The sequence below is a fragment of the Acinetobacter sp. TYF_19 genome (assembly GCF_043105125.1).
Taxonomy (GTDB): Bacteria; Pseudomonadota; Gammaproteobacteria; order Pseudomonadales; family Moraxellaceae; genus Acinetobacter; species Acinetobacter johnsonii.
This window is the reverse complement of sequence record NZ_JBICLH010000038.1, coordinates 1-20,070: the sequence shown is the minus strand read 5'-3', so window position 1 is coordinate 20,070 and position 20,070 is coordinate 1. Positions and strand designations below refer to the sequence as shown.

Sequence of the window (20,070 nt, the reverse complement as noted above, 5' to 3'; positions counted from 1 at the left end):
ATGTAGCAAGCTACATCACCCCGCTCGACTTGCATGTGTTAAGCCTGCCGCCAGCGTTCAATCTGAGCCATGATCAAACTCTTCAGTTAAAATCATTAGTAGCTTATGGCTACAAATCTTGGCTCATCAATTTTCTGACAAATATTTCTCAAATAAACTTCGAGTAATTTTTACCATTCAATCAATGAAATATTTTCGATCGATCAATCAGTAAAAATCCACACAAGTTGTTCTTCATAATCTCTTAATGATCTTCTTGCTGATTCCTCATCAGCAAGACCTTCGCCTTAAGTTATTCACTACATTGCGTTGGTGTGCTGCGTATTCTATACAGTTTTATTTGCAGCGCAAGTGCATTTATATAAATAATTTAAAAAATCCACTCGACTGGTTGTTTTTAAATCAAAACAAACGTTTTAGATTAAATTATAGTCAATATTATCAAGTTATCCACCATATAATTACGCCATCTAAATAAAAAAAACAGCTAACGCTGTTTTTTAGAATGTACCAGCTACTGTGCTTGTTCAGCAAGCCAAGCCATAAACGCTTGGCGTTCAGATTTAGATGCATTTTTCCAACTATTAATTAATTGTTGGGCATTGCCAGAACTTGTTAAATCTTTTTGTTTCTCGATCCCAGCTTTCGCAACAACAGCTTGTGACGTATAGACCGGGGCAGGCTGTACCACTGTCGTTGCTTTTTGAGTTAGATCGGTTGGTGCATCGCTAAATAAATTTTGAAGAATGCCTGCATTTTGAGTTTTACCGCCCTTTTGCTCAACCAATAACTGATTCTTGGCATTGTAGAGACCAAAGATCGGCTGCTTAGCATAAGCCTTAGCATCATCATGGTTTTGCGGAGGATTGATCAGTGCCAAACGGTAAGACTGTTGGTCTTGTAAAATTGGGGTCTTAATATTTACAATCCCTGAGCGAACGATATCGTGGGAGCCAATACCCGGATGCTCTTCAAAAAACTGGGTATAGCGAACACTGATAATATTTTCACCAGCATCAATATTATATTTGTTGTCAGAACTGAATAAACGACTCTTAACCTCTTGCCCATTTAAGCCTTCAATTTTTATTTCCTCTGGAGCAGTAATAGACACCGCTGAAAATACTGAAGTACTCAACATCAATGCTGCTGTTGCAAGGGTTATGCGTAAGGTCATTTTTACACTCTATCGATGGTTTATTAAAGTTTAGTTGCACTATGCAGTGTATAAATGACAATTTTATGACAATTTATGAGCTTAGAACCAACTCACAACTACAATATATATTGCTAAGCTTTGATATTTTAAAGATAAATCACTAAACAAAAAAAGAGCAAACTTACTCTGCTCTTTCTCATTTTAAAAACTAGCTATTAATTGAATGTTTTAAAGCGGTCCGCTTCCGCCATAAATGTTTTCTCACCCGCTGGTGCTTCAATAGAACCAAAAACAAGTTGCGCACGAAGTTTCCAATTCGCAGGGATATCGAAGATCTCTGCAATCTCTGCATCTACGATTGGATTGTAATGCTGTAATGACGCACCAATATTTTGTTCAGATAACGCAGTCCATACGGCAAATTGAGCAATTGCAGAAGAATGTTCAGACCACACTGGGAAATTATCTGCATAAAGCGCAAATTGTTCCTGCAATGATTTTACAACATCTTGGTCTTCATAAAATAAAACCGTACCATAGCCTGCAGCAAAGCTATTAATTTTGGTATTTGTGCCTTCAAAAGCAGCTTCTGGAACAATTTTACGTAAAGTTTCACGCACGATATTCCAAAGCTGTAAATGCGACTCACCAAACAAAGTCACAATACGAGAAGTCTGTGAGTTAAATGCAGAAGGGCTGTGATTTACCGCTTCTTTAATGACAGATTCAATTTGTTCTGGTGTTAATGCTACATTTTTACCAACAGCATAAATGGTACGACGTTGTTTTATGTGGTCTAAAAATGACATGTTATTTTCCTCAGCGATCTCACGATCTTGTTATATACAGATTCATATTCATCATAGCTAATATTTTGAATTTGAACATGCTTAGTTCAGCGACATAGTGTCTTAAAAATAGAACAATATGCCATAACATTACAAAACTTGATCTAGAAGCCACTAAAGATTATTCCGTGTCATTATGCATAGATCATAAAGCGCTCTTCATCTTTATAATGTTCTTTTTCAGCGGCTTTTTCCTCTATCGAACCAAAGACCAATTGTGCACGTAACAGCCAATGTTTTGGAATCTCAAAAACCTTGGAAATATCAGCATCAATACTTGGGTTATAATGTTGCAATGAGGCACCTAAACCTGCATCTGCTAAACATGTCCATACAGCATATTGGATCAATTCAGCTAAATACACCTGACTTAAATGCACACGCTTCCCTAAAACATAAATACTACGGCGCTTTTTTAGTTGATCGATAAATGTGGTTTGTTTTAGGTCTTCTTCGTGATTTTTTTTAAATTTTAAGTCTTTGGTTAAGTCCATTGTTAGAACTTGTCCAATTTTATGTAATAAAGCCATACCGTGTTCCCCAAAATGTACAGTGATGCCTATTGTGTTAGGTACTAGTGTAATCTCAGGAGAATCACTTATATTCATTACGTGATTTCTAAATGCTTGTTTTTAAAACAAACAAATTGAATCAAAAAATAAACTCCGCATTTAGCGGAGTTTATGTGACTGATCTAACACTTTAAAATTGTGCTGTTCAATCTTATTTCTCTGTTTCGAACAAAGCAGCAACAAAGGATTTTGCAGAGAAAGGACGTAAGTCGTCAATTTTCTCGCCGACACCAATGAAGCGAATTGGAACATGCGTACGACTGGCAATATTAAATAGTACACCACCTTTCGCAGTACCATCGAGCTTGGTAATCGTCAGGCCTGTCAAACCAACTGCCTCATCAAACATTTCTACTTGATTAATCGCATTTTGACCCGTTCCTGCATCGACCACCAACATAACTTCATGTGGCGCAGTCGCATCGATTTTTTGCATGACACGTTTTACTTTGGTCAACTCTTGCATGAGATGACCTTTATTATGTAAACGACCTGCGGTATCTGCAATCAAGACATCAACACCTTTCGCACGCGCACTTTCAAACGCATCGAAAATGACAGAAGCACTGTCAGCACCATGGCCTTGTGCGACTACGGCAATATTATTACGTTCACCCCAAATTTGAAGCTGTTCAGTCGCTGCCGCACGGAAAGTATCCCCCGCAGCAAGCATCACTTTCTTGCCTTCACCTTGTAAGCGTTTTGCCAATTTACCAATGGTTGTGGTTTTACCCACACCGTTTACACCCACCACCAAAATCACATAAGGCGTTTTGTTCGGATCGATGTGTAAAGGTTTCACACGTGGTGCAAGTAAAGCGACCAACTCTTCTTGAAGTGCTTTATAGAGCGAGTGCGAGTAAATTAAATCGCCACGTGCAGTACGTTCAGTTAAGTTGGTAATAATGGTTTTCGTTGCATCAACACCGATATCAGCTACTAGAAGCTGTTCTTCAACTTCTTCAAGCAGTTCGTCATCAATTTCCTTACCGCCGATCAAAATATTGACCATACCATCGGCAAGGTTTTTACGGGTTTTGGTTAACCCTTCTTTCATGCGGCTAAAGAAACCACCCCGTTCAGATGCTTCTGTTTCTTCTGAGCTTGTTTCAGTCACAATGACTGGATTAACCACTGTTTGCTCTTTTGTTTCAACGATTGGCACATTGACCACAGGTAAACTTGGTAGTGTGACATCGTCATCCCCGATATCAGCATCAATCAAAAATTTGTTCTGCTCATTAGATTGCTGTTGCATGCCGAATCCTTGAAAAGCACTGCGTTAAAAAAGACGGATTCTACCATAAAAGATAGGCTTTCGCTTAGCAACAATACTTTATGTAAACACTTAACAAATCAATACTTCTGGCGCTTGATCTACTTCGCATTTTTCTTAAGAATGGTTATTTATTGAAATGCTTTAACTTCACTTCAACCTGAGCCCAAATTTTATATGCATCACTTATTAGTCACGCATTCTTATAAAAAAAGTTTAGTTGCACTGGGTTTAACTCTAGTTTATTTACCTATAACTACCCATGCACAAATACGCAGTGAACTTACCCGCAGTAGTTTTGAAACTACTTTAAGCAATGGCTTGCAAGTAATTATCCGTGAAGATCATCGCTCCCCAATGGTCATGACCCAAATTTGGTACAAAGTCGGCAGTACCGATGAGTCTGGAAATATAACGGGTATTTCGCATGTGCTGGAACATATGATGTTTAAAGGCACATCCAAAGTTCCCAATGACGAATTCAGTCGCTTAAGTCGAATCTATGGCGGTACAGTAAATGCCGCAACATTTACCAATTACACCAATTACTATCAGCTTTATCCTAAAACCTACTTCCCGATGGCTTTAGAGCTTGAAGCGGATCGTATGCACAATCTATTACTACGGAAACAAGACTTTGACCCTGAAATTAAAGTGGTGATGGAGGAGAGACGCCTGCGTACCGATGACAACCCTCGTTCACTCGCTTTCGAACGTTTTAAATGGATTTCGTATCCCACAAGCCACTATCGTCAACCTGTCATTGGGCACATGAAACACTTGCAAAATATCAGTCTAGATAACGTGAAGCAGTGGTATCAAAAATGGTATAGCCCAAACAATGCGATCTTGGTGATTGTGGGTGATGTCAATGCAGAATCCGCCCTCAGACAAGTTCAAAAATACTTTGGTGACATCAAAAGTCATCCAACACCTGTACGCAATGATGTGACTGAGTTTGAGAACATTGGCTACCGTCACATGGAGCAAAATACCAATGTTGAGGTGCCAAATTTATATATGGCTTGGAATGTCAAATCACTTGCAACAGCAAGCAATCCGGAAGATGTTTACGCACTCACACTTATTCGAAGCTTATTAGATAGCGGGATCAGCTCTCGATTACAACAGCGCCTTGTACGCGACAAAAAATTAGCGACCGCACTGAGTGTCAGTTATGACCCTTATAACCGTGGAGACAGTCTATTTAGTATCTCCGCACTTCCAGTCACTGGCGTGGAACTTCCTGAACTACAAAAAGCCATTGAATATGAAATTGAGCGACTCAAAACAGAACTTGTTCAACCACAAGAGCTTGAACGGATTAGCACACGCTTTGTTGCAAACTTAATTTATGGTCAAGATGACATAGTCGGGCAAGCAAAGATGATTGGAAACTTAGCCGTGAATGGCTTGAATTATCGGCTAATGGATCAGCTTCCACAGCATTTTGAAGCGGTTACACCTGAAGATATTCAGCACGTTGCTCAAACTGCTTTTATCAGAGATAACTTAAGTACGTTGTACCTTCAACCAGAAAAGAAGGCCACAAAATAATGAAAAATCAAAAGACCATCTTTCACCTATTATTTATTACCTTGTCTACCTTTTGCACTACCAATGTAATTGCAGATGTAAGTACAAGTAGTATTAGCAATGATGACCCACGTACATTACAGTCTATTGCTTCTCTACAAAGCTTAAAACAAGTTCAAACCAGCGACCTTTATACAGCACCACATGTACACGAACTTAAGAACAAATACAAAGTTCGAAGTCTATTTGTTGAGTCACCCGCCTTACCTATGGTGGATATTCAACTTACCTTTAATGCAGGCTCTGCACGAGATATAGAAGTAGAAAAAGGCCTATATGGTGTTGCCAATATGGCGGCACAACTCATCGATGAAGGCACTTCGCAACATGATGCAGTTGAAATCGCGAATGCCTTTGAACAAGTCGGGGCTCGTTTTAGTGTAGCTGCACACCGTGACATGTTTGTGGTTCGACTGCGTTCGTTGTCTGACCCTAAAAAACTAGATGCTGCAGTGAGTACCATGCTTGAAGTATTAAAAGACTCTACTTTTAAAAATAACAGTATTAGTTTGATGGTAAGTAATACCCAAGTGGGTCAGAAACAGTTGAAAGAAAGCCCGAGTCGATTGATGAGCATTCGTTTTTATCGTGCGCTCTACGGTTCACATCCTTATGCGGAACCGATTACAGGCACCAATGGCAGTATTAAAAAAATTACGACTCAGCACTTAAAAAAATTCAGAGATGAGTTTTTGGTTAGTCAAAATATGAATATTGCACTAACAGGCCAACTCAGTGTGAAACAAGCACAGAAACTGGCTGAACGAATAAGTGCAGCCCTCCCACAAGGTGAAACGGCAAAGCCACTTGCTCTACCGCAAGATAAACCTAACTTTGATATTCAACACATTCTGTTTAATTCAACTCAAGCCCATGTCACCATGGGACATCTATCAACCACGCGGGATGATCCGGATCGTTTAGCACTCGAACTAGCTAACCGTATGTTGGGTGGGGGTGGATTTAGCTCCATTTTAATGAAAGAACTACGCGTTAAACGTGGATACACCTATGGAGCAAACAGTGCTTTTACATTTAGCCAAGCGGCTGGAAGTTTTAGTCTAAGTTATTCAACCCAGCAAGATCAGCTCATGGACAGCATACAAGTGGCGCATAAAGCCCTAGTTGACTTTGTCCATCAACCAATTGATGCACAGCAGTTAGAAGAAACTAAAGCCGGTATGTTACGCAGCCTACCTAACAGCTATAGCAGCAATGCAAACATCAACGCACAACTGGGCTCTATAGGATTTTATCAACAAGATGCGAATTATTTAGCCGACTACCCAAAACGTTTAGCTGCGATCACGCCTTTAGATGTCCAAAATGCAATACGTAAACACATTCACCCTGAAAGTCTTACCCTTGTGATTGTCAGTAATGCTTTAGATAAAGAGCAACTTCGACATATTTTAGAATTGAATCTTGACCCGAATATTAAGCAAAGCATGCCGCATCCTGATCAAAGTCCTGCGATTATTGAACCTCCGGAGCCAATGCCGGAAGCTGCTTCGCCCGATTCAGCTCAAACTGATGAGCCTGCATTAATCTAAAGTAATCAATATAGGAAATCTGGTTTTCCAAAACCAGATCTTGAGCCATCTCTTGTGTTTCTGGGAAAGTCGCTTGATGAGATAAGCGACTTACATTTTCAAATTGGCTTGGAGAAATGGGTCGAGATAAAGCAATACTCGATAAAACGACAATGAGCATAATGATCGACGTCATCAAACCATTATAAATTTGTACAAGCGTAATCTGTGATTTTAATTTAAGAATTTTTTGGATCGCAATGTGCATAACCTACCTCTAGTGAAACTAGTGTAAGTAGCGAATTGCATAATCACAAGTTGAAATGCTGAAAAATGCCCCCATTAATGCTAAAGAGGACATAATTTCAGCAAGTCAGATTGTTTGTAAAGCAAAAGTCTAACCAACAATGCTACGAACAACTGCAAAATAGAGCACCAAGGCAATTACCCCCAATGCAATCATAATGGCGAAAGCCCCAACACCATTTTCTGCATCTGCAGGGTGTGCAGGATCGTCATCTGCAATACGTCTTAGCTCCCCATTGTATGTTTCATAAAAATCAACCCGTTGATTTTCATCAAGCTGACGTGTGAAATCATAAACTCGTTTACGTTGTGCCAAACAAAAATCCCCAAGATGAATTTCTTGATGGAAAACTGCTTCATCTAATAGTGTTCGGTGATATTGCGCCAACGCTACAATTTGAGAAACAGTTGGAGGCATATCAAAATCAAAACCGTCTAATGTATTTGTCATGTTATTCTCCTTATAAAATACAGTTTCCTGTTTTATTATCATATTCAATCTTTTGATTGTTCATTGTTTAATCATGTAAACAAAATAAGATGAAGAATACTCGACAATATATTTGACAATTCCAGCAATTTGTAATAAATATTTAACATTAGCGTGATATTTATATCTAAAGGTAAAAATACCTTTAAGTGATCATAATTAGAATAAGGAGCTTAATATGATTCAACAAATCTCTCATTATGACTTAGAACATGCGTATGCGGATGCAGTAAACACCATTCAATCACAAATGAACTTCGTAGAAGCAGTACAACAGTTAGAAAGCGTTGCACGCGCTGGTCACGGTAAAGCAGCACTATTTTTGGCAGAACTTTATTATCAAGGTTTCCGCGTAGAGCGCGACTCGCTTAAAGCACAATACTGGCAACAGCTTGCCACCATGAAAGCATAATAAAACGTCACCTAGGTGGCGTTTTTTTTAAGCCTAACATTTTGATATGACATATTTATTTACATAGTTATGCAAAGCTTACACTGAACTTTCATCTTAATTATTTAAAATAGCGTCATGTTCCTTAATGACATAACGCTATGTACAAAATTTTGAAACTACAACCGATTTCAAATCATTTATATTTAAAAATCAATATTCTAAGAGGCATGATGTACTGCGGTATTCTTTGGGGGCTTTACAACGCTGAACAGCAAGGCTGGGCGATGACCTCAGATCACGATGACTATGTTTTCCCCTTTTGGCTCAATGGTTTACACGCACACCAATATGCTCAATTGCACTGGCCAAACTATATTCCTAAAAAAATCACGCCGCAGGATTTCCAGAGCGCATTACTGCCTACTCTGTCACGTTTAAAAGTCACACCAGCGCTATGTAACGGCACAAAACGCATGAAGCTCAGTACGTCTCAAATGCGCCACTTTTTCTTCAATGACCCTATTCTAGCGCCAGCTTAAAGCTCATTAAGAACAATAAGACGTAATTAACTTGTTATTTTATTGAGAGCTATGACTGTAAAGTATTTGCTTTTTTTTTAAATCGCGCTAATTTAAATATAAAACAATAACCACAACCGAGGATATGCCCTATGACCAATGTTGCTCAAGTATTAAAAGATAAAGTACATCAAGCAATCTACACCATCAGCCCTGAAGCCACGGTTCTTGAAGCAATTTCACTTATGGCAGATAAAGGCATTGGTGCACTTGTGGTCACACACGAAGAACGCGTTGTAGGTATATTGTCCGAACGTGACTATATGCGCAAAGTCATGTTGATGGAACGTACTTCAAAGCAAACCACAGTCAATGAAATTATGACAGCAAAAGTACTGACGGTCACAACAGCAGTTACGGTTGAAGAATGTTTAGACCTGATGACAGATCGCCACCTACGTCACTTGCCTGTGGTTGAACAAGATCAATTATTGGGACTGATTTCGATTGGTGACTTGGTGAAAGCAGCAATGGATGATCAAAAGAAACTGATTGAGCAACTACAACAGTATATTTCAGGTTAAGTTTTAATGTTTAGGGGTTTAATCATAAACATATACTAGGCATTGGGTACTAATGATAAAAATAAAGCCGAAACCATATAAAAATCCCTGCACTAAGCAGGGATTTTTATATGTAAATATGAAAGGCTTAAAACTTAGTTCAGACCTAATTTTGCAGCGACATAGTCTGCATCTTTGTCGCCACGACCAGATACATTCACCACAATTTTAATATCTTTGGCCAACTTTGGAGCCTCACGAAGCGCCCATGCTACGGCATGTGAACTTTCAAGTGCAGGAACAATCCCTTCAACACGAGACAAGCGCATAAATGCATCCAAGCACTCTTGATCAGTCGCAGTGGTATATTCGACACGACCCAAGTCTTTCAGCAGACTGTGCTGAGGCCCGACACCAGGATAATCTAAACCTGAAGCAATCGAATGCACTGGTAACGGTTCACCTTGATCATTTTCAAGTACATAACACGCCATACCATGAATCTGACTTGGTTTACCTAAAGTTAAGGTTGCCGAGTGCATGTCGGTATCTAAACCATGACCAGCAGGCTCTACACCAATCAGTTTCACATCTGCATCGTTTAAAAATGCGGTGAAAGCACCCATAGCATTTGAACCACCACCCACACATGCAACCACATAATCTGGGTTCGTACCAAAGCGCTCATGGGTTTGTTCTTTAATTTCTTTACCAATAATCGACTGGAAGTCGCGCACCATCATTGGAAATGGATGTGGCCCAACAACCGAACCAATAGCATAGATATAATTGGTTGGATCTTTTAAATACTCTTCAAAAGCACTGTCCACAGCATCTTTCAATGTTGCAGTACCACGTGTCACTGAAATGAGTGTTGCTCCAAGGATTTTCATTTTGACGACATTGGGATGTTCTTTTTCAATATCCACCTGCCCCATATGAATTTCACACGGAATCCCGACCAAAGCACAGGCGGTTGCTAGAGCAACGCCGTGTTGGCCCGCACCCGTTTCTGCAATCACTTTGGTTTTACCCATATATTTTGCAAGCAGCGCTTCACCCAAACAGTGATTAATTTTATGTGCGCCTGTGTGGTTTAAGTCTTCACGCTTGAGATAGATCTGTGCCCCGCCCAACTGTTCAGATAACCGTTTTGCATAAAACAACGGACTTGGACGACCAACATAGTGCGCAAACAGTTCAGCAAGTTCAGTTTGAAATTCTTCTGTTGCACGAATTTGCTCGTAAGCGACTTTAATGTCATCCATTGCCGCTTTTAAGTGAGGTGGGATAAACTGACCACCATAGTTCCCAAAAAAGCCCGCTTCATTCGGCAAAGCAATACCATTAATATGATGATCCATTTTTTATGATCCTTATTCTTAAAATGTGCTTTTTTTCCAGCTTTATCGTGCTAAATACTTAGTCATATCCTCAACGCCTTTGAGGGTCATTGGGTACATATGATCTTCAAAAATTTGCTTAATTAAACCAATCGTATGGGTGTAATGCCAATAACGGTCTTCTTCTGGATTCAACCATGCTGTTTTTTCAAAATGATTGCGTAAACGCTGTAGCCAGACATTGCCTGCTTCATCATTCATATATTCAACCGAACCACCCACAGAATTGAGTTCATAAGGTGCCATAGAGGCATCTCCAACCACAATTACACGATAGTCGCGTCCATAGGTATTGAATAAATCCCACGTATTCATACGGGTGCTTGAGCGACGCACATTGTCTTTCCAAACATAGTCATATAAACAGTTATGGAAATAGAAATATTCTAAGGTTTTAAACTCAGTTTTTGCCGCACTAAACAGTTTTTCGCATTGCGCAATGTGTGAATCCATCGATCCACCCACATCAAACAACATCAGCACCTTAATACGATTACGACGCTCAGGCACGAGCTGCACATCAAGTATGCCTTGCTTCGCTGTTTCACGAATTGTACCGTCGATGTCTAACTCTTCAGCAGCACCTTGTCTAGCAAATTTACGTAAACGACGCAATGCCATTTGCATTTGGCGTGTTCCGAGAATTTGATCATCATCCAAATTCTGATATTTACGTTGTTCCCAAACTTTCACAGCAGAACGTTTACGTCCCGGCCCACCAATACGTACCCCTTCAGGATGATCACCATAAGCACCAAATGGAGACGTTCCCCCAGTGCCGATCATCTTGTTTCCACCCTGATGTTTCTTATGCTGCTCGCGTAAGCGTTCTTCCAGCATTTTCATAAGTTCTTCTAATGAGCCTGCTCTCTTTAATTCTTCACGCTGCTCAGGAGTTAGATGCTTTTCTAAGAGTTCTAAATCGAACCAGTCTTTCGGTAACTTTTGAACTTTATTCAGTAAATCATCTAAATCAAAAGTTGAAATGCCATCAAAGTAGTCCTTCATACCTCGGTCAAATTTGTCAAAGAAGCGCTCATCTTTCACCATAATGGTTTTGGCGAGTTGATAAAATTCTTCTTGATCGGCAAAGACCAAACCTGAAGCAACAGCTTCATTCAGATCGATCAATTCACGCGTCGAGACGGGAACACCGTATTTGCGTAAGGTATAAAACAAGCGCACAAACATGCGTGTTTCTCCTTTAACGACGTGACATAAAGGCTAAACGTTCAAGCAACTGTACATCTTGTTCGTTTTTAATGAGTGCACCATATAAAGGTGGAATGGCTTTAGACTTATCATGATTACGCAGTACATCTTCTGGCATATCATCGGCCATCAGCAAGCTTAACCAGTCAATCAACTCAGAGGTTGATGGTGGTTTTTTTAGACCCGGAACTTGACGTAATTGGAAGAAAACTTGCAATGCTTCATTGACCAATGCAGTTGAAATTTGCGGAAAATGAACATCAATAATTTCACGCATGGTTGCGTCGTCTGGAAATTCAATATAATGGAAGAAACAACGACGCAAGAATGCATCTGGAAGTTCTTTTTCATTATTTGAAGTAATAATCACAATAGGACGTTGTGATGCAGTAATGGTTTCGCCCGTCTCATAGACATAAAAAGACATCTTATCCAATTCATGCAACAAGTCGTTTGGAAACTCAATGTCCGCCTTATCAATTTCATCAATCAATAAAACACAACGTTCTTCACTGGTGAACGCTTCCCACAATTTACCCGGTTTAATATAGTTTTTAATGTCATATACACGGTCGTCACCCAGTTGGCTGTCACGTAGACGTGAAACCGCATCATACTCATATAAACCTTGCTGGGCTTTTGTGGTTGACTTGATGTGCCAAGTCAATAATTTTAAGCCTAAGCTCTCAGCCACTTGTTCAGCCAATAAAGTTTTGCCCGTACCCGGCTCACCTTTGACCAATAAAGGCTTTTGTAAGCTACGTGCAGCTTTTACAGCAAGTTTTAAACTATCGGTAGCGATGTACTGATCTGTACCCGTAAATTGTTGTGTTTCAACAGACATGATTAAACCTTATTTTTATTAATTACAGCGGTGAATGATTGTTACTGATAACTTCTTTGGTTTTATTAGCCACATATTTTGACCAAAAGAAACCGATCACAAGCCCCACCCCCATGACAAAGAGAATCAGTGACAAATTTGACCAAATGAGTGCTGATTCTTTCGTTAACACACCGAAAAGCAAGCCAAAAATAGCCGGTGCAATCGATGAGTTTGGACCTTCGGAAACCGTTGGCGTCAATAAAATGGCAAAGATCATGATCCATGTGATGCCACCCAACAGCTTCGGCAGGCGTGTAGCAATGGAATACCAACACCACAAAATCAGCAAACTGCCCAAAAGGTAAACTGTGACAGCAATACTATCTTCAGGAATTGAATCGAGCATTGAAAGAAAACTATCCACGGTGCAACTCCTGAATTATGCTTTATGCGCCACGAAGGCCTTCTGGTGCCGCAGCGTTCGGATTGATTAATCCTTCTGGCGGCATTTGTAGAAAGAAGCCTTGAGTTTGAATCGAATCCATGACATGCAATACATTTACACGGGCCAATTTACGCGCTTCACTCAGCTCTAATGACATTACAAAAGTCGCTCGACCAAATGCAACACGAACAGCTTCAGGTAAAACATTCAATGGGCTAAAATCTTCAGCGGCTTGATCAGCTTCAGTTGGACAAGCAATATAAAGATACATTTCATCTTTTTTGCTTGATTTATAAATAGAACATTGCATATCTAAAACAGCACTCAAATAACTCAAGCCACAGGATACATCAAATAAAAGCAGCTGACATTAGTCATGATTAACGCATCAGTCGTGATTTTGTATAAATATTCAAACTTCAGACCAATTGACTAATTATTAATCCATGACTTTCATTTGCGTCGAAAGATAGCTTTCATCACGGCGTAGGAGTTGAATTAAAGGTTGGGTTAACAAATCATAGCGCCAACCTAATAAATAATCAGGCAAGTCTTGCTCATCATTATGAAAAACTACATGTTGATGCAGTGCGTTCATCCACTTTTTGCGCATCAACACTTCTTTAGGAATGCTGGTTTCATTGACCACATTTTGAATTAAATGATCAATCTTCTCCCCTACATCTTTTGAAGAATGACGGATGGGACGTGCCATGCGTAGCGGCCAATCTGCTTGCTCAGGCAAGAACTTCACTAAATCTAAAATAGTTTTGCCATGCTCGCGGACAACGTTTTGACGTATGTCTTTTACACCCGATAACTGAAAAGCATTTTTTGGATTTTTCTCAGCCAAATCAATCATGCTTGAGTTTTTCAAAATGAAACTACGTGGCGTATTAAGCGCTTTTACCATCTGTTCACGCCACACTGCCAACTGCTGTAACTGCATTAACTGACGACGTGAATGTCGATAGTTACCAATATCTTGATAGAGTAAATGCAAAGGTGTTTCTGTCGCGATTTCTTGCGTCAGATGCTGACAGTCTTCAAGTGCAAAATGTAAGAGTGACTTGGAATCTAGTTCTTGTTTAACTTTTTCTGAGAGATTCATCAAGTACAGCACATCGTTTGCCGCATAGCTCAATTGTGCAGGGCTTAATGGCCGCGCCAACCAGTTTGAGCGGGTTTCCCCTTTATCGATATCGACATCCAACATTTGTTTCAGGGCATTTTGATAGCTCACTTGTAGACCATGTCCTAAAAAAGACATACCCACTTGGGTATCAAATACATTGTTTAAGGTTTTATGCTGTGCATAGTGATAAATCAGGTCGATATCTTCACTACATGCATGAAAGACATTTTGCTGTGCACGAAAAAGTTTATTCCAAAATTCAGTTAAATCGAGTGTCGTACCATCGAGTAAATAGACATTGTTTTCGACATTGATCTGAAATACGCCTAACTTTGGCCATAAGGTGTCGACTTTGATGAATTCTGTATCGAGTCCATAGACTTCATTACGATCCATTTTTTCTAAGACTGGTGTTAAGTCTTGTTGCTGCTGAATAAACTGAAACATATCCTACTGCGTCTAATGCTAGATGCTCTTTGGGCTATCTTACCTGAATAAGATCATTTAGCTATCAAGATTTCTAAGGGTTTTTTAATTATTTGCCGTTTTTTGTGATTTTTTTATACAACTAGATTCAAATTAATATTTTTTTATCTTACTCAAGATTTCAATCTTGTAGCTCAACTAAAAAATGAAACAAGTATCGAAATACTTATTTCATTCGCATTCTATTATGTACAGCTTGGCTTAAGGTATGGCTATCGACATATTCCAGTTCGCCACCCTGTGGTACGCCTTGTGCAATACGCGTCATTTGGATCGGTAAATGTTTCGTTGCCTCAACCAAATAGTGCGCTGTGGCCTGACCTTCTACCGTTGCATTGGTCGCCAAAATCACTTCTGTTACTTTACCATCGCCTAAACGCTGGATTAGATAAGGAATGCCGATCTCTTCAGGCCCAATACCATCAAGTGGAGATAAATGCCCACCTAATACATGGTATTTACCGCGGAAACTGCCACTTTGCTCAATCGCCATCACATCTGCGGGTGACTCAACCACACAAAGAAGTTGATCGTCACGTTCATGCGAGACGCAAATGTCACAAACTTCGTTTTCGGTCAGTGAGTGACACAAACTGCATTCGTGAATATAGCTGGTGGCTTCGTTCAAAGCATGTGCAAGACCCACAGCCCCTTCACGATTTTTCATAATCAGATGAAGCGCCATGCGCTGAGCCGATTTTGGCCCAACACTTGGCAAAATACGTAAAGCTTGTACCAATTGATCAAAACGATCGCTAAACACTATACGTATTCCTTAATTAGAATAAACCAGCTAGACCTGGTGGTAAGCCTGCACCTGAGTTCGCAGCTTTCATACGCTCTTCAGTGATTACTTCGGCTTGACGTGCAGCATCATTCATTGCCGCAGCAATTAAGTCTTCAATCATATCTGCATCATCTTGCAATAATTCAGGATTGATTTCGATACGTTTTACCACATTACGGCAAGTCATCGTCACTTTAACCAAACCACCACCAGCTTCAGCATGCACTTCAGTTTGCGCAAGCTCTTCTTTAGCTTTTTTAATGTTGCTTTCCATGTCTTTTTGCATGCGTTGAGCTTGTTGCATTAACATATTAATGTTCATTAAAATCTCCGAACATAAAATTAAAAAATTAGATTAAGTCTAAACCACGTGTGATATCGCGAATAATATCATCAATATCTTCTAAACCAACAGAAACACGAATTAAACCTTCACGAATTCCTGCGGCTTGTTTCGCTTCTGGTGAAAGTTTGCCATGGGTAGTAGTTGCAGGATGGGTAATAGTCGATTTGGCATCGCCCAAGTTGCCTGTAATTGAAATAAACTGAGTATTGTCAATAACAGTCCATGCCCCTTCGCGCTCGCCTTTCACTTCAAAAGAAACGATCCCACCAAAGCCTGTTTGTTGCTTCGCTGCAAGTTCATGCCCAATATGCTCTGGTAAACCTGCGTAATACACTTTTTCGACTTTCGGGTGTGTATTTAAGAATTCTGCCAGCTTTTGCGCACTTGCTGAGTGCTCACGCATACGTAAACGTAAAGTCTCTAAGCCTTTTAAAAATACCCATGCATTGAAAGGACTCATTGAAGGCCCTGTAGTACGCACATAACCAAATACTTCTTCGAGTAGTTTATGACTACCCACTACTGCACCACCAAGAGCACGACCTTGACCATCCAAATACTTCGTCGCTGAATAAATCACCAAGTCCGCACCAAACTCAATTGGACGCTGTAATACTGGTGTGCAGAAACTATTATCAATCGCTAAAAGTGCACCATTGGCATGTGCGATATCAGCAAGTGCTTGAATGTCTGCCACTTCAGCCAAAGGATTCGACGGAGACTCAACAAAGAGCAATTTAGTTTCAGGCTTAACGGCATTTTTCCATGCATCTAAATCTGTTAAATCGACAAAGTCGACAGTTACACCAAACTTAGCCACATATTTTTCAAACAAAGATACGGTCGAACCAAATACCGCACGTGAACAAATCACATGATCGCCCAGTTTTAAAAATGACATTGCCACGGCCATAATTGCGGCCATACCTGAACTGGTTGCCACTGCCCGCTCTGCACCTTCTAAAGCTGCAAGGCGTTTTTCAAACATTGCAACAGTTGGGTTGGTAAAACGCGAGTAGATGTTCCCTGGCTCTTGACCTGAAAATTTTGCTGCGGCCTCTGCTGCATTTTCATAGACAAATGATGAAGTTAGAAAGATAGGTTCGCCATGTTCTCCCTCGAAACTACGCGTATGCCCAGTACGAATGGCTAAGGTATCTAATTGGTATTCAAATTCGTCTTGTAGGCTCATGGCTCTGGTTCAGTCGACAGACTGCCTTTGTAAAGAATTGCCAACATTTTGAGCGTCTAGGCTATTTAAGGTCAAGGTAAAATACGCGAATATTGATTAGACTTCGATCAAACTTTCTGCTTATTTGAGATCTAAGACCTATATGCACGCTTTAAAAACTAAAATTTCAACGCATCAAAATAAATTAAAGAATCTTTCTACGCGCATTTTTAATGGAAAGTCACTCATTTTGTCACAAAGCACACCTTATGAAGTGATTGAAACTTTTGATCTGACCCAAATTCGCTATTACGCACCTGAAGTGCGGAAGTATAAAGAACCCTTGGTTTTTGTGGTCCCGCTAGCCATCAATATGTCTATTTACGACCTTTACCCTTATCGCTCACTGGTGAAGTACTTCCAACAGCAAGGCTTTGCCGTATATGTGATTGATTGGGGGAAATTAAATATTCATAACCGTCATTTTAACTTTCTGACGTTTATTGATCATTATATTCCACTCTGTATACAAAGCATTTTAAAACATAGCCACAGCGAGCAAATTTCTCTGCATGGGTGGAGTATGGCTGGCATTTTCGTGACCCTGTATACCGCCCTGCATCAACCCAATTTTGTGAAAAATTTAATGGTTTTAGGGAGTCCAATTGACAGTTATAAATCTGGGCGAAATGGACAGTTCTTTGCATATCTCAATCGAATCATTTCAAAAAGCAAAGCATTACAACAGCAAATTTATCAGGGCAAAATACCGAAGGGTCTACTTCATACCTCTGGAAGGTTAAATACTTTTGGTTTTAAAATCATCGATCCTATCGGCTGGTTTCAAAGTCATAAAAACCTACTGCTTAATTTAGATGACCATGAAGCTTTGTATGAACATGCCACCATTGGCGGTTTTCTCAATCGTATGATTGATTATCCCGGCGGCATTAACCAAGACATGCTTTTTAATGTTTGGCTGCGTAATCCACTCAAAACTGGACTAATCACATTAAATGAGAAAAGCATTGCTTTAAAAAATATACAGTGCTCATTGCTTGTAGCTGCGGGGACAACAGACCAACTTGTTACAGCAGAGGCAGCTCAACCATTAACCCAATTGACAAGTAGCACCGATGTCACGTTTACTCTTATCCCAGGGGGACATTTAGGACTGATGTCGAGTAAGCGTAGTGCCGATGAATTTTGGCCACAACTGGCTCAGTGGTTAAGTGAACGTTCAAGTAAAATTTAAATACTAAGGTTTGAGATGATTCAGTCAGTTGCATTTATCGGTCTAGGCGCCATGGGTTATCGCATGGCATCACACTTACCTAAACACTTTGAACACGTGTGGGTATGGAATCGCAATTTTGATAAAGCAAAACAACATGCGGAAGCCTATGGCACGCAGGCGGTCGAACTTGCGCAAGCAGTTCAGGCCGATGTAGTCTTCTCTTGCCTTCCAACCAGTCAAGATATTGAAGACTTACTTGCACAAGTTGAGCTTAAAGCAGGCAGTATTTGGGTCGATTGCACCAGCGGTGTACCTTCTTCTGCAAAAAAAGTAGCTGAACTGCTTAAACAGCAAGGTGTCGACTTTTTAGATGCACCTGTGAGTGGTCAAACCATTGGCGCTGATAATGCAACCCTTACGGTTATGATCGGTGGTGATGCCGCAGCTTTTGAACGCGCACTACCAGCGATTCAAGCGTTTGGTAAACTGATTAAACACGTGGGCGAATCGGGTGCTGGTTTTGCAGTTAAAGCCGTAAACAATATGCTTTTGGCTGTGAACCTCTGTGCTGTTGCCGAAGGGTTTACCACACTAAAGGCTCATGGCGTAAACTTAAACGAAGCATTGGATTGCATTAATGCATCGAGTGGTAAAAGTGGCGTCACTGAAACTGTTTTGCCCCAGCGCATTCTCAACCGCAGCTTCCCGCTTACTTTTGCACTCCCCCTATTAGCAAAAGATACGGGCATTGCCGTTGATTTAGTCCGCGAAGCAAAACTATCCGCACCTGTGATTGGACTGGCTCAAAGTTTAATTCAAAGTGCCAGTGATTTATCTGAAGCAGACAGCGATTTTTCTTCCGCAGTTAAACTATATGAGTCATGGAGCAAAATTACTTTAGAGTAATGTTTATCACAATAAGTCGTACTTTAACTTTAATCATAAGTTAAGTTATTTCTATGAACGCTAACAAGAAGCCTCATAAAGAGGCTTTTTGTTTATTTCTAATTTTATTGACGTTTTGATTCATTAAATGTCTAACTACATATTTAAAAATTATACGCTGTATCGGACTGAGCTCTTGTTGATGTAGATTATAAAAATCATCTGGGCTATCAAATAAACCAAAATCTTGGTTAATCCCCTTGTCTTGGATAAAAGTATCATTCAAATTCCAATCAATAGGTGGATTTTCAAAGTTCTCGGTAAATACCCCAAAACCACAAAAGGTTGTTGTTTGATGCTTATTTATACTTTGTAATTTTTCTAGATAGAGTCGATCAAGAATTACACCCTCCTGAATATACCATTGTCCATTCACATGAACTTCGACCCAACTATGTAAAATATTCTTGGGCGATAACTGATACCAAATGCCTTTGATTGCGCCTTTTTGTAGGGCTTTATCGATGGTAAACCCATCCGCATGGCTACACCCACTGCTCGGAGTAACGCCATCAATAACGTTGCTTTGGTATTACACTGACCATAACCGTCGCTTAAGACTTGAGATGCCTGTATCGTATCTCCCGTGTTATAGCCAAATTGAACTTCATCACGAACAAAGTTATAAATATTTCTCACCTTATTAACTTCATCAAGATCTCTCCATTTGCGTTGTTCAATCAAATTTTGAATCGATGGAGTTAGTCCAAGGTCAATATTTTTACTGCCACTTGGCTTTGTTGCACAAAGATTTGAAATGCAAAGCGCCCCTAATTGAGCTAAATTTAAGGCGTAACTTGGGTAAGTGGTCGACCTAATTTCG

The 20,070-nt window shown here is 40.0% G+C and carries 21 protein-coding genes, 1 rRNA gene and 1 pseudogene; 7 read left to right on the top strand and 16 right to left on the bottom strand.

The genetic code is table 11. The features are described from left to right. From ACF8FD_RS04190 to ftsY, 5 genes are all read right to left on the bottom strand, one after another. Positions 1-89: ribosomal RNA gene (locus tag ACF8FD_RS04190) — 16S ribosomal RNA — on the bottom strand; the annotation flags it as partial. A gap of 425 nt (positions 90-514) precedes the next feature. Beyond that, positions 515-1,177, bottom strand: coding sequence for a DUF2057 family protein (locus ACF8FD_RS04185; RefSeq protein WP_058869658.1), 663 nt, complete (start codon positions 1,175-1,177; stop codon positions 515-517). A gap of 197 nt (positions 1,178-1,374) precedes the next feature. Beyond that, positions 1,375-1,968 (bottom strand): nitroreductase family protein, encoded by a 594-nt coding sequence (locus ACF8FD_RS04180; protein WP_058869659.1) that lies wholly within the window; start codon positions 1,966-1,968, stop codon positions 1,375-1,377. 173 nt (positions 1,969-2,141) lie between these two features. Next, positions 2,142-2,537: a hypothetical protein gene (locus ACF8FD_RS04175; protein ID WP_234304975.1), complete on the bottom strand. Its 396-nt coding sequence runs from the start codon at positions 2,535-2,537 to the stop codon at positions 2,142-2,144. A gap of 193 nt (positions 2,538-2,730) precedes the next feature. Beyond that, the gene (gene ftsY, locus ACF8FD_RS04170) at positions 2,731-3,837 is read right to left on the bottom strand and encodes a signal recognition particle-docking protein FtsY (protein WP_234304976.1); all 1,107 of its coding nucleotides are present in this window, start codon (positions 3,835-3,837) and stop codon (positions 2,731-2,733) included. A 195-nt stretch (positions 3,838-4,032) separates the two neighbouring features. Here ftsY and ACF8FD_RS04165 point away from each other — a divergent pair, with 195 nt between their 5' ends. Both ACF8FD_RS04165 and ACF8FD_RS04160 read left to right on the top strand, forming a co-directional pair. After that, positions 4,033-5,412 carry a pitrilysin family protein gene (locus tag ACF8FD_RS04165; protein ID WP_234304977.1) on the top strand — a complete coding sequence of 460 codons (1,380 nt, stop codon included), beginning with the start codon at positions 4,033-4,035 and terminating at the stop codon, positions 5,410-5,412. Then, positions 5,412-7,004 (top strand): M16 family metallopeptidase, encoded by a 1,593-nt coding sequence (locus tag ACF8FD_RS04160; RefSeq protein ID WP_392453235.1) that lies wholly within the window; start codon positions 5,412-5,414, stop codon positions 7,002-7,004. Before ACF8FD_RS04165 ends, ACF8FD_RS04160 begins: the two co-directional genes overlap by 1 nt. A 376-nt stretch (positions 7,005-7,380) precedes the next feature. Here ACF8FD_RS04160 and ACF8FD_RS04155 read toward each other — a convergent pair whose 3' ends face one another. Further along, the gene (locus ACF8FD_RS04155; RefSeq protein WP_234304979.1) at positions 7,381-7,740 is read right to left on the bottom strand and encodes a hypothetical protein; all 360 of its coding nucleotides are present in this window, start codon (positions 7,738-7,740) and stop codon (positions 7,381-7,383) included. A gap of 217 nt (positions 7,741-7,957) precedes the next feature. Between ACF8FD_RS04155 and ACF8FD_RS04150 the strand changes: the two genes are divergently transcribed. The 3 genes from ACF8FD_RS04150 (at position 7,958) to ACF8FD_RS04140 (ending at position 9,275) form a co-directional block, all read left to right on the top strand. After that, positions 7,958-8,191, top strand: coding sequence for a hypothetical protein (locus tag ACF8FD_RS04150; protein ID WP_279679314.1), 234 nt, complete (start codon positions 7,958-7,960; stop codon positions 8,189-8,191). Positions 8,192-8,331: 140 nt separating this feature from the next. Next, positions 8,332-8,712 (top strand): DUF2750 domain-containing protein, encoded by a 381-nt coding sequence (locus ACF8FD_RS04145; protein WP_004697074.1) that lies wholly within the window; start codon positions 8,332-8,334, stop codon positions 8,710-8,712. A gap of 131 nt (positions 8,713-8,843) precedes the next feature. Next, positions 8,844-9,275 carry a CBS domain-containing protein gene (locus ACF8FD_RS04140; protein WP_178928683.1) on the top strand — a complete coding sequence of 144 codons (432 nt, stop codon included), beginning with the start codon at positions 8,844-8,846 and terminating at the stop codon, positions 9,273-9,275. Between the two features lie 134 nt (positions 9,276-9,409). On the opposite strand, the gene trpB is transcribed toward ACF8FD_RS04140, so the two are convergent. The 9 genes from trpB to ACF8FD_RS04095 all read right to left on the bottom strand — a co-directional run bounded on the left by trpB (position 9,410) and on the right by ACF8FD_RS04095 (position 17,086). Continuing rightward, positions 9,410-10,618 (bottom strand): tryptophan synthase subunit beta, encoded by a 1,209-nt coding sequence (gene trpB, locus ACF8FD_RS04135; protein WP_281964150.1) that lies wholly within the window; start codon positions 10,616-10,618, stop codon positions 9,410-9,412. A 42-nt stretch (positions 10,619-10,660) separates the two neighbouring features. Continuing rightward, complete coding sequence (locus ACF8FD_RS04130) at positions 10,661-11,848, bottom strand: VWA domain-containing protein (protein WP_281964149.1); 1,188 nt, start codon at positions 11,846-11,848, stop codon at positions 10,661-10,663. Between the two features lie 13 nt (positions 11,849-11,861). Next, on the bottom strand, positions 11,862-12,713 hold the full coding sequence (locus tag ACF8FD_RS04125) for an AAA family ATPase (RefSeq protein WP_392453232.1): 852 nt from the start codon (positions 12,711-12,713) through the stop codon (positions 11,862-11,864). 22 nt (positions 12,714-12,735) lie between these two features. Then, positions 12,736-13,119, bottom strand: a complete 384-nt coding sequence (locus ACF8FD_RS04120; RefSeq protein ID WP_234304981.1) for a hypothetical protein — start codon at positions 13,117-13,119, stop codon at positions 12,736-12,738. Between the two features lie 22 nt (positions 13,120-13,141). Beyond that, on the bottom strand, positions 13,142-13,450 hold the full coding sequence (locus ACF8FD_RS04115; protein ID WP_004984643.1) for a YcgL domain-containing protein: 309 nt from the start codon (positions 13,448-13,450) through the stop codon (positions 13,142-13,144). A 129-nt stretch (positions 13,451-13,579) separates the two neighbouring features. Continuing rightward, positions 13,580-14,722, bottom strand: coding sequence for an HRDC domain-containing protein (locus ACF8FD_RS04110; protein WP_234304982.1), 1,143 nt, complete (start codon positions 14,720-14,722; stop codon positions 13,580-13,582). A gap of 205 nt (positions 14,723-14,927) precedes the next feature. Beyond that, positions 14,928-15,524: a recombination mediator RecR gene (gene recR, locus ACF8FD_RS04105; protein WP_004697052.1), complete on the bottom strand. Its 597-nt coding sequence runs from the start codon at positions 15,522-15,524 to the stop codon at positions 14,928-14,930. 16 nt (positions 15,525-15,540) lie between these two features. Next, entirely contained in the window at positions 15,541-15,870 is a 330-nt protein-coding gene (locus tag ACF8FD_RS04100) for a YbaB/EbfC family nucleoid-associated protein (protein ID WP_004697049.1), read from the bottom strand. Positions 15,871-15,898: 28 nt separating this feature from the next. Continuing rightward, complete coding sequence (locus ACF8FD_RS04095; protein WP_234304983.1) at positions 15,899-17,086, bottom strand: O-succinylhomoserine sulfhydrylase; 1,188 nt, start codon at positions 17,084-17,086, stop codon at positions 15,899-15,901. A gap of 142 nt (positions 17,087-17,228) precedes the next feature. Between ACF8FD_RS04095 and ACF8FD_RS04090 the strand changes: the two genes are divergently transcribed. Both ACF8FD_RS04090 and ACF8FD_RS04085 read left to right on the top strand, forming a co-directional pair. Next, a complete protein-coding gene (locus ACF8FD_RS04090) occupies positions 17,229-18,320 on the top strand; it encodes an alpha/beta fold hydrolase (RefSeq protein ID WP_058869672.1) in 1,092 nt (363 codons plus the stop codon). Positions 18,321-18,335: 15 nt separating this feature from the next. Continuing rightward, the gene (locus ACF8FD_RS04085) at positions 18,336-19,208 is read left to right on the top strand and encodes an NAD(P)-dependent oxidoreductase (RefSeq protein ID WP_005401225.1); all 873 of its coding nucleotides are present in this window, start codon (positions 18,336-18,338) and stop codon (positions 19,206-19,208) included. Positions 19,209-19,281: 73 nt separating this feature from the next. Here the strand turns inward: ACF8FD_RS04085 and ACF8FD_RS04080 are convergent. After that, a pseudogene (locus ACF8FD_RS04080) lies at positions 19,282-19,964 on the bottom strand (transglutaminase family protein). Positions 19,965-20,070 lie beyond the last annotated feature (106 nt).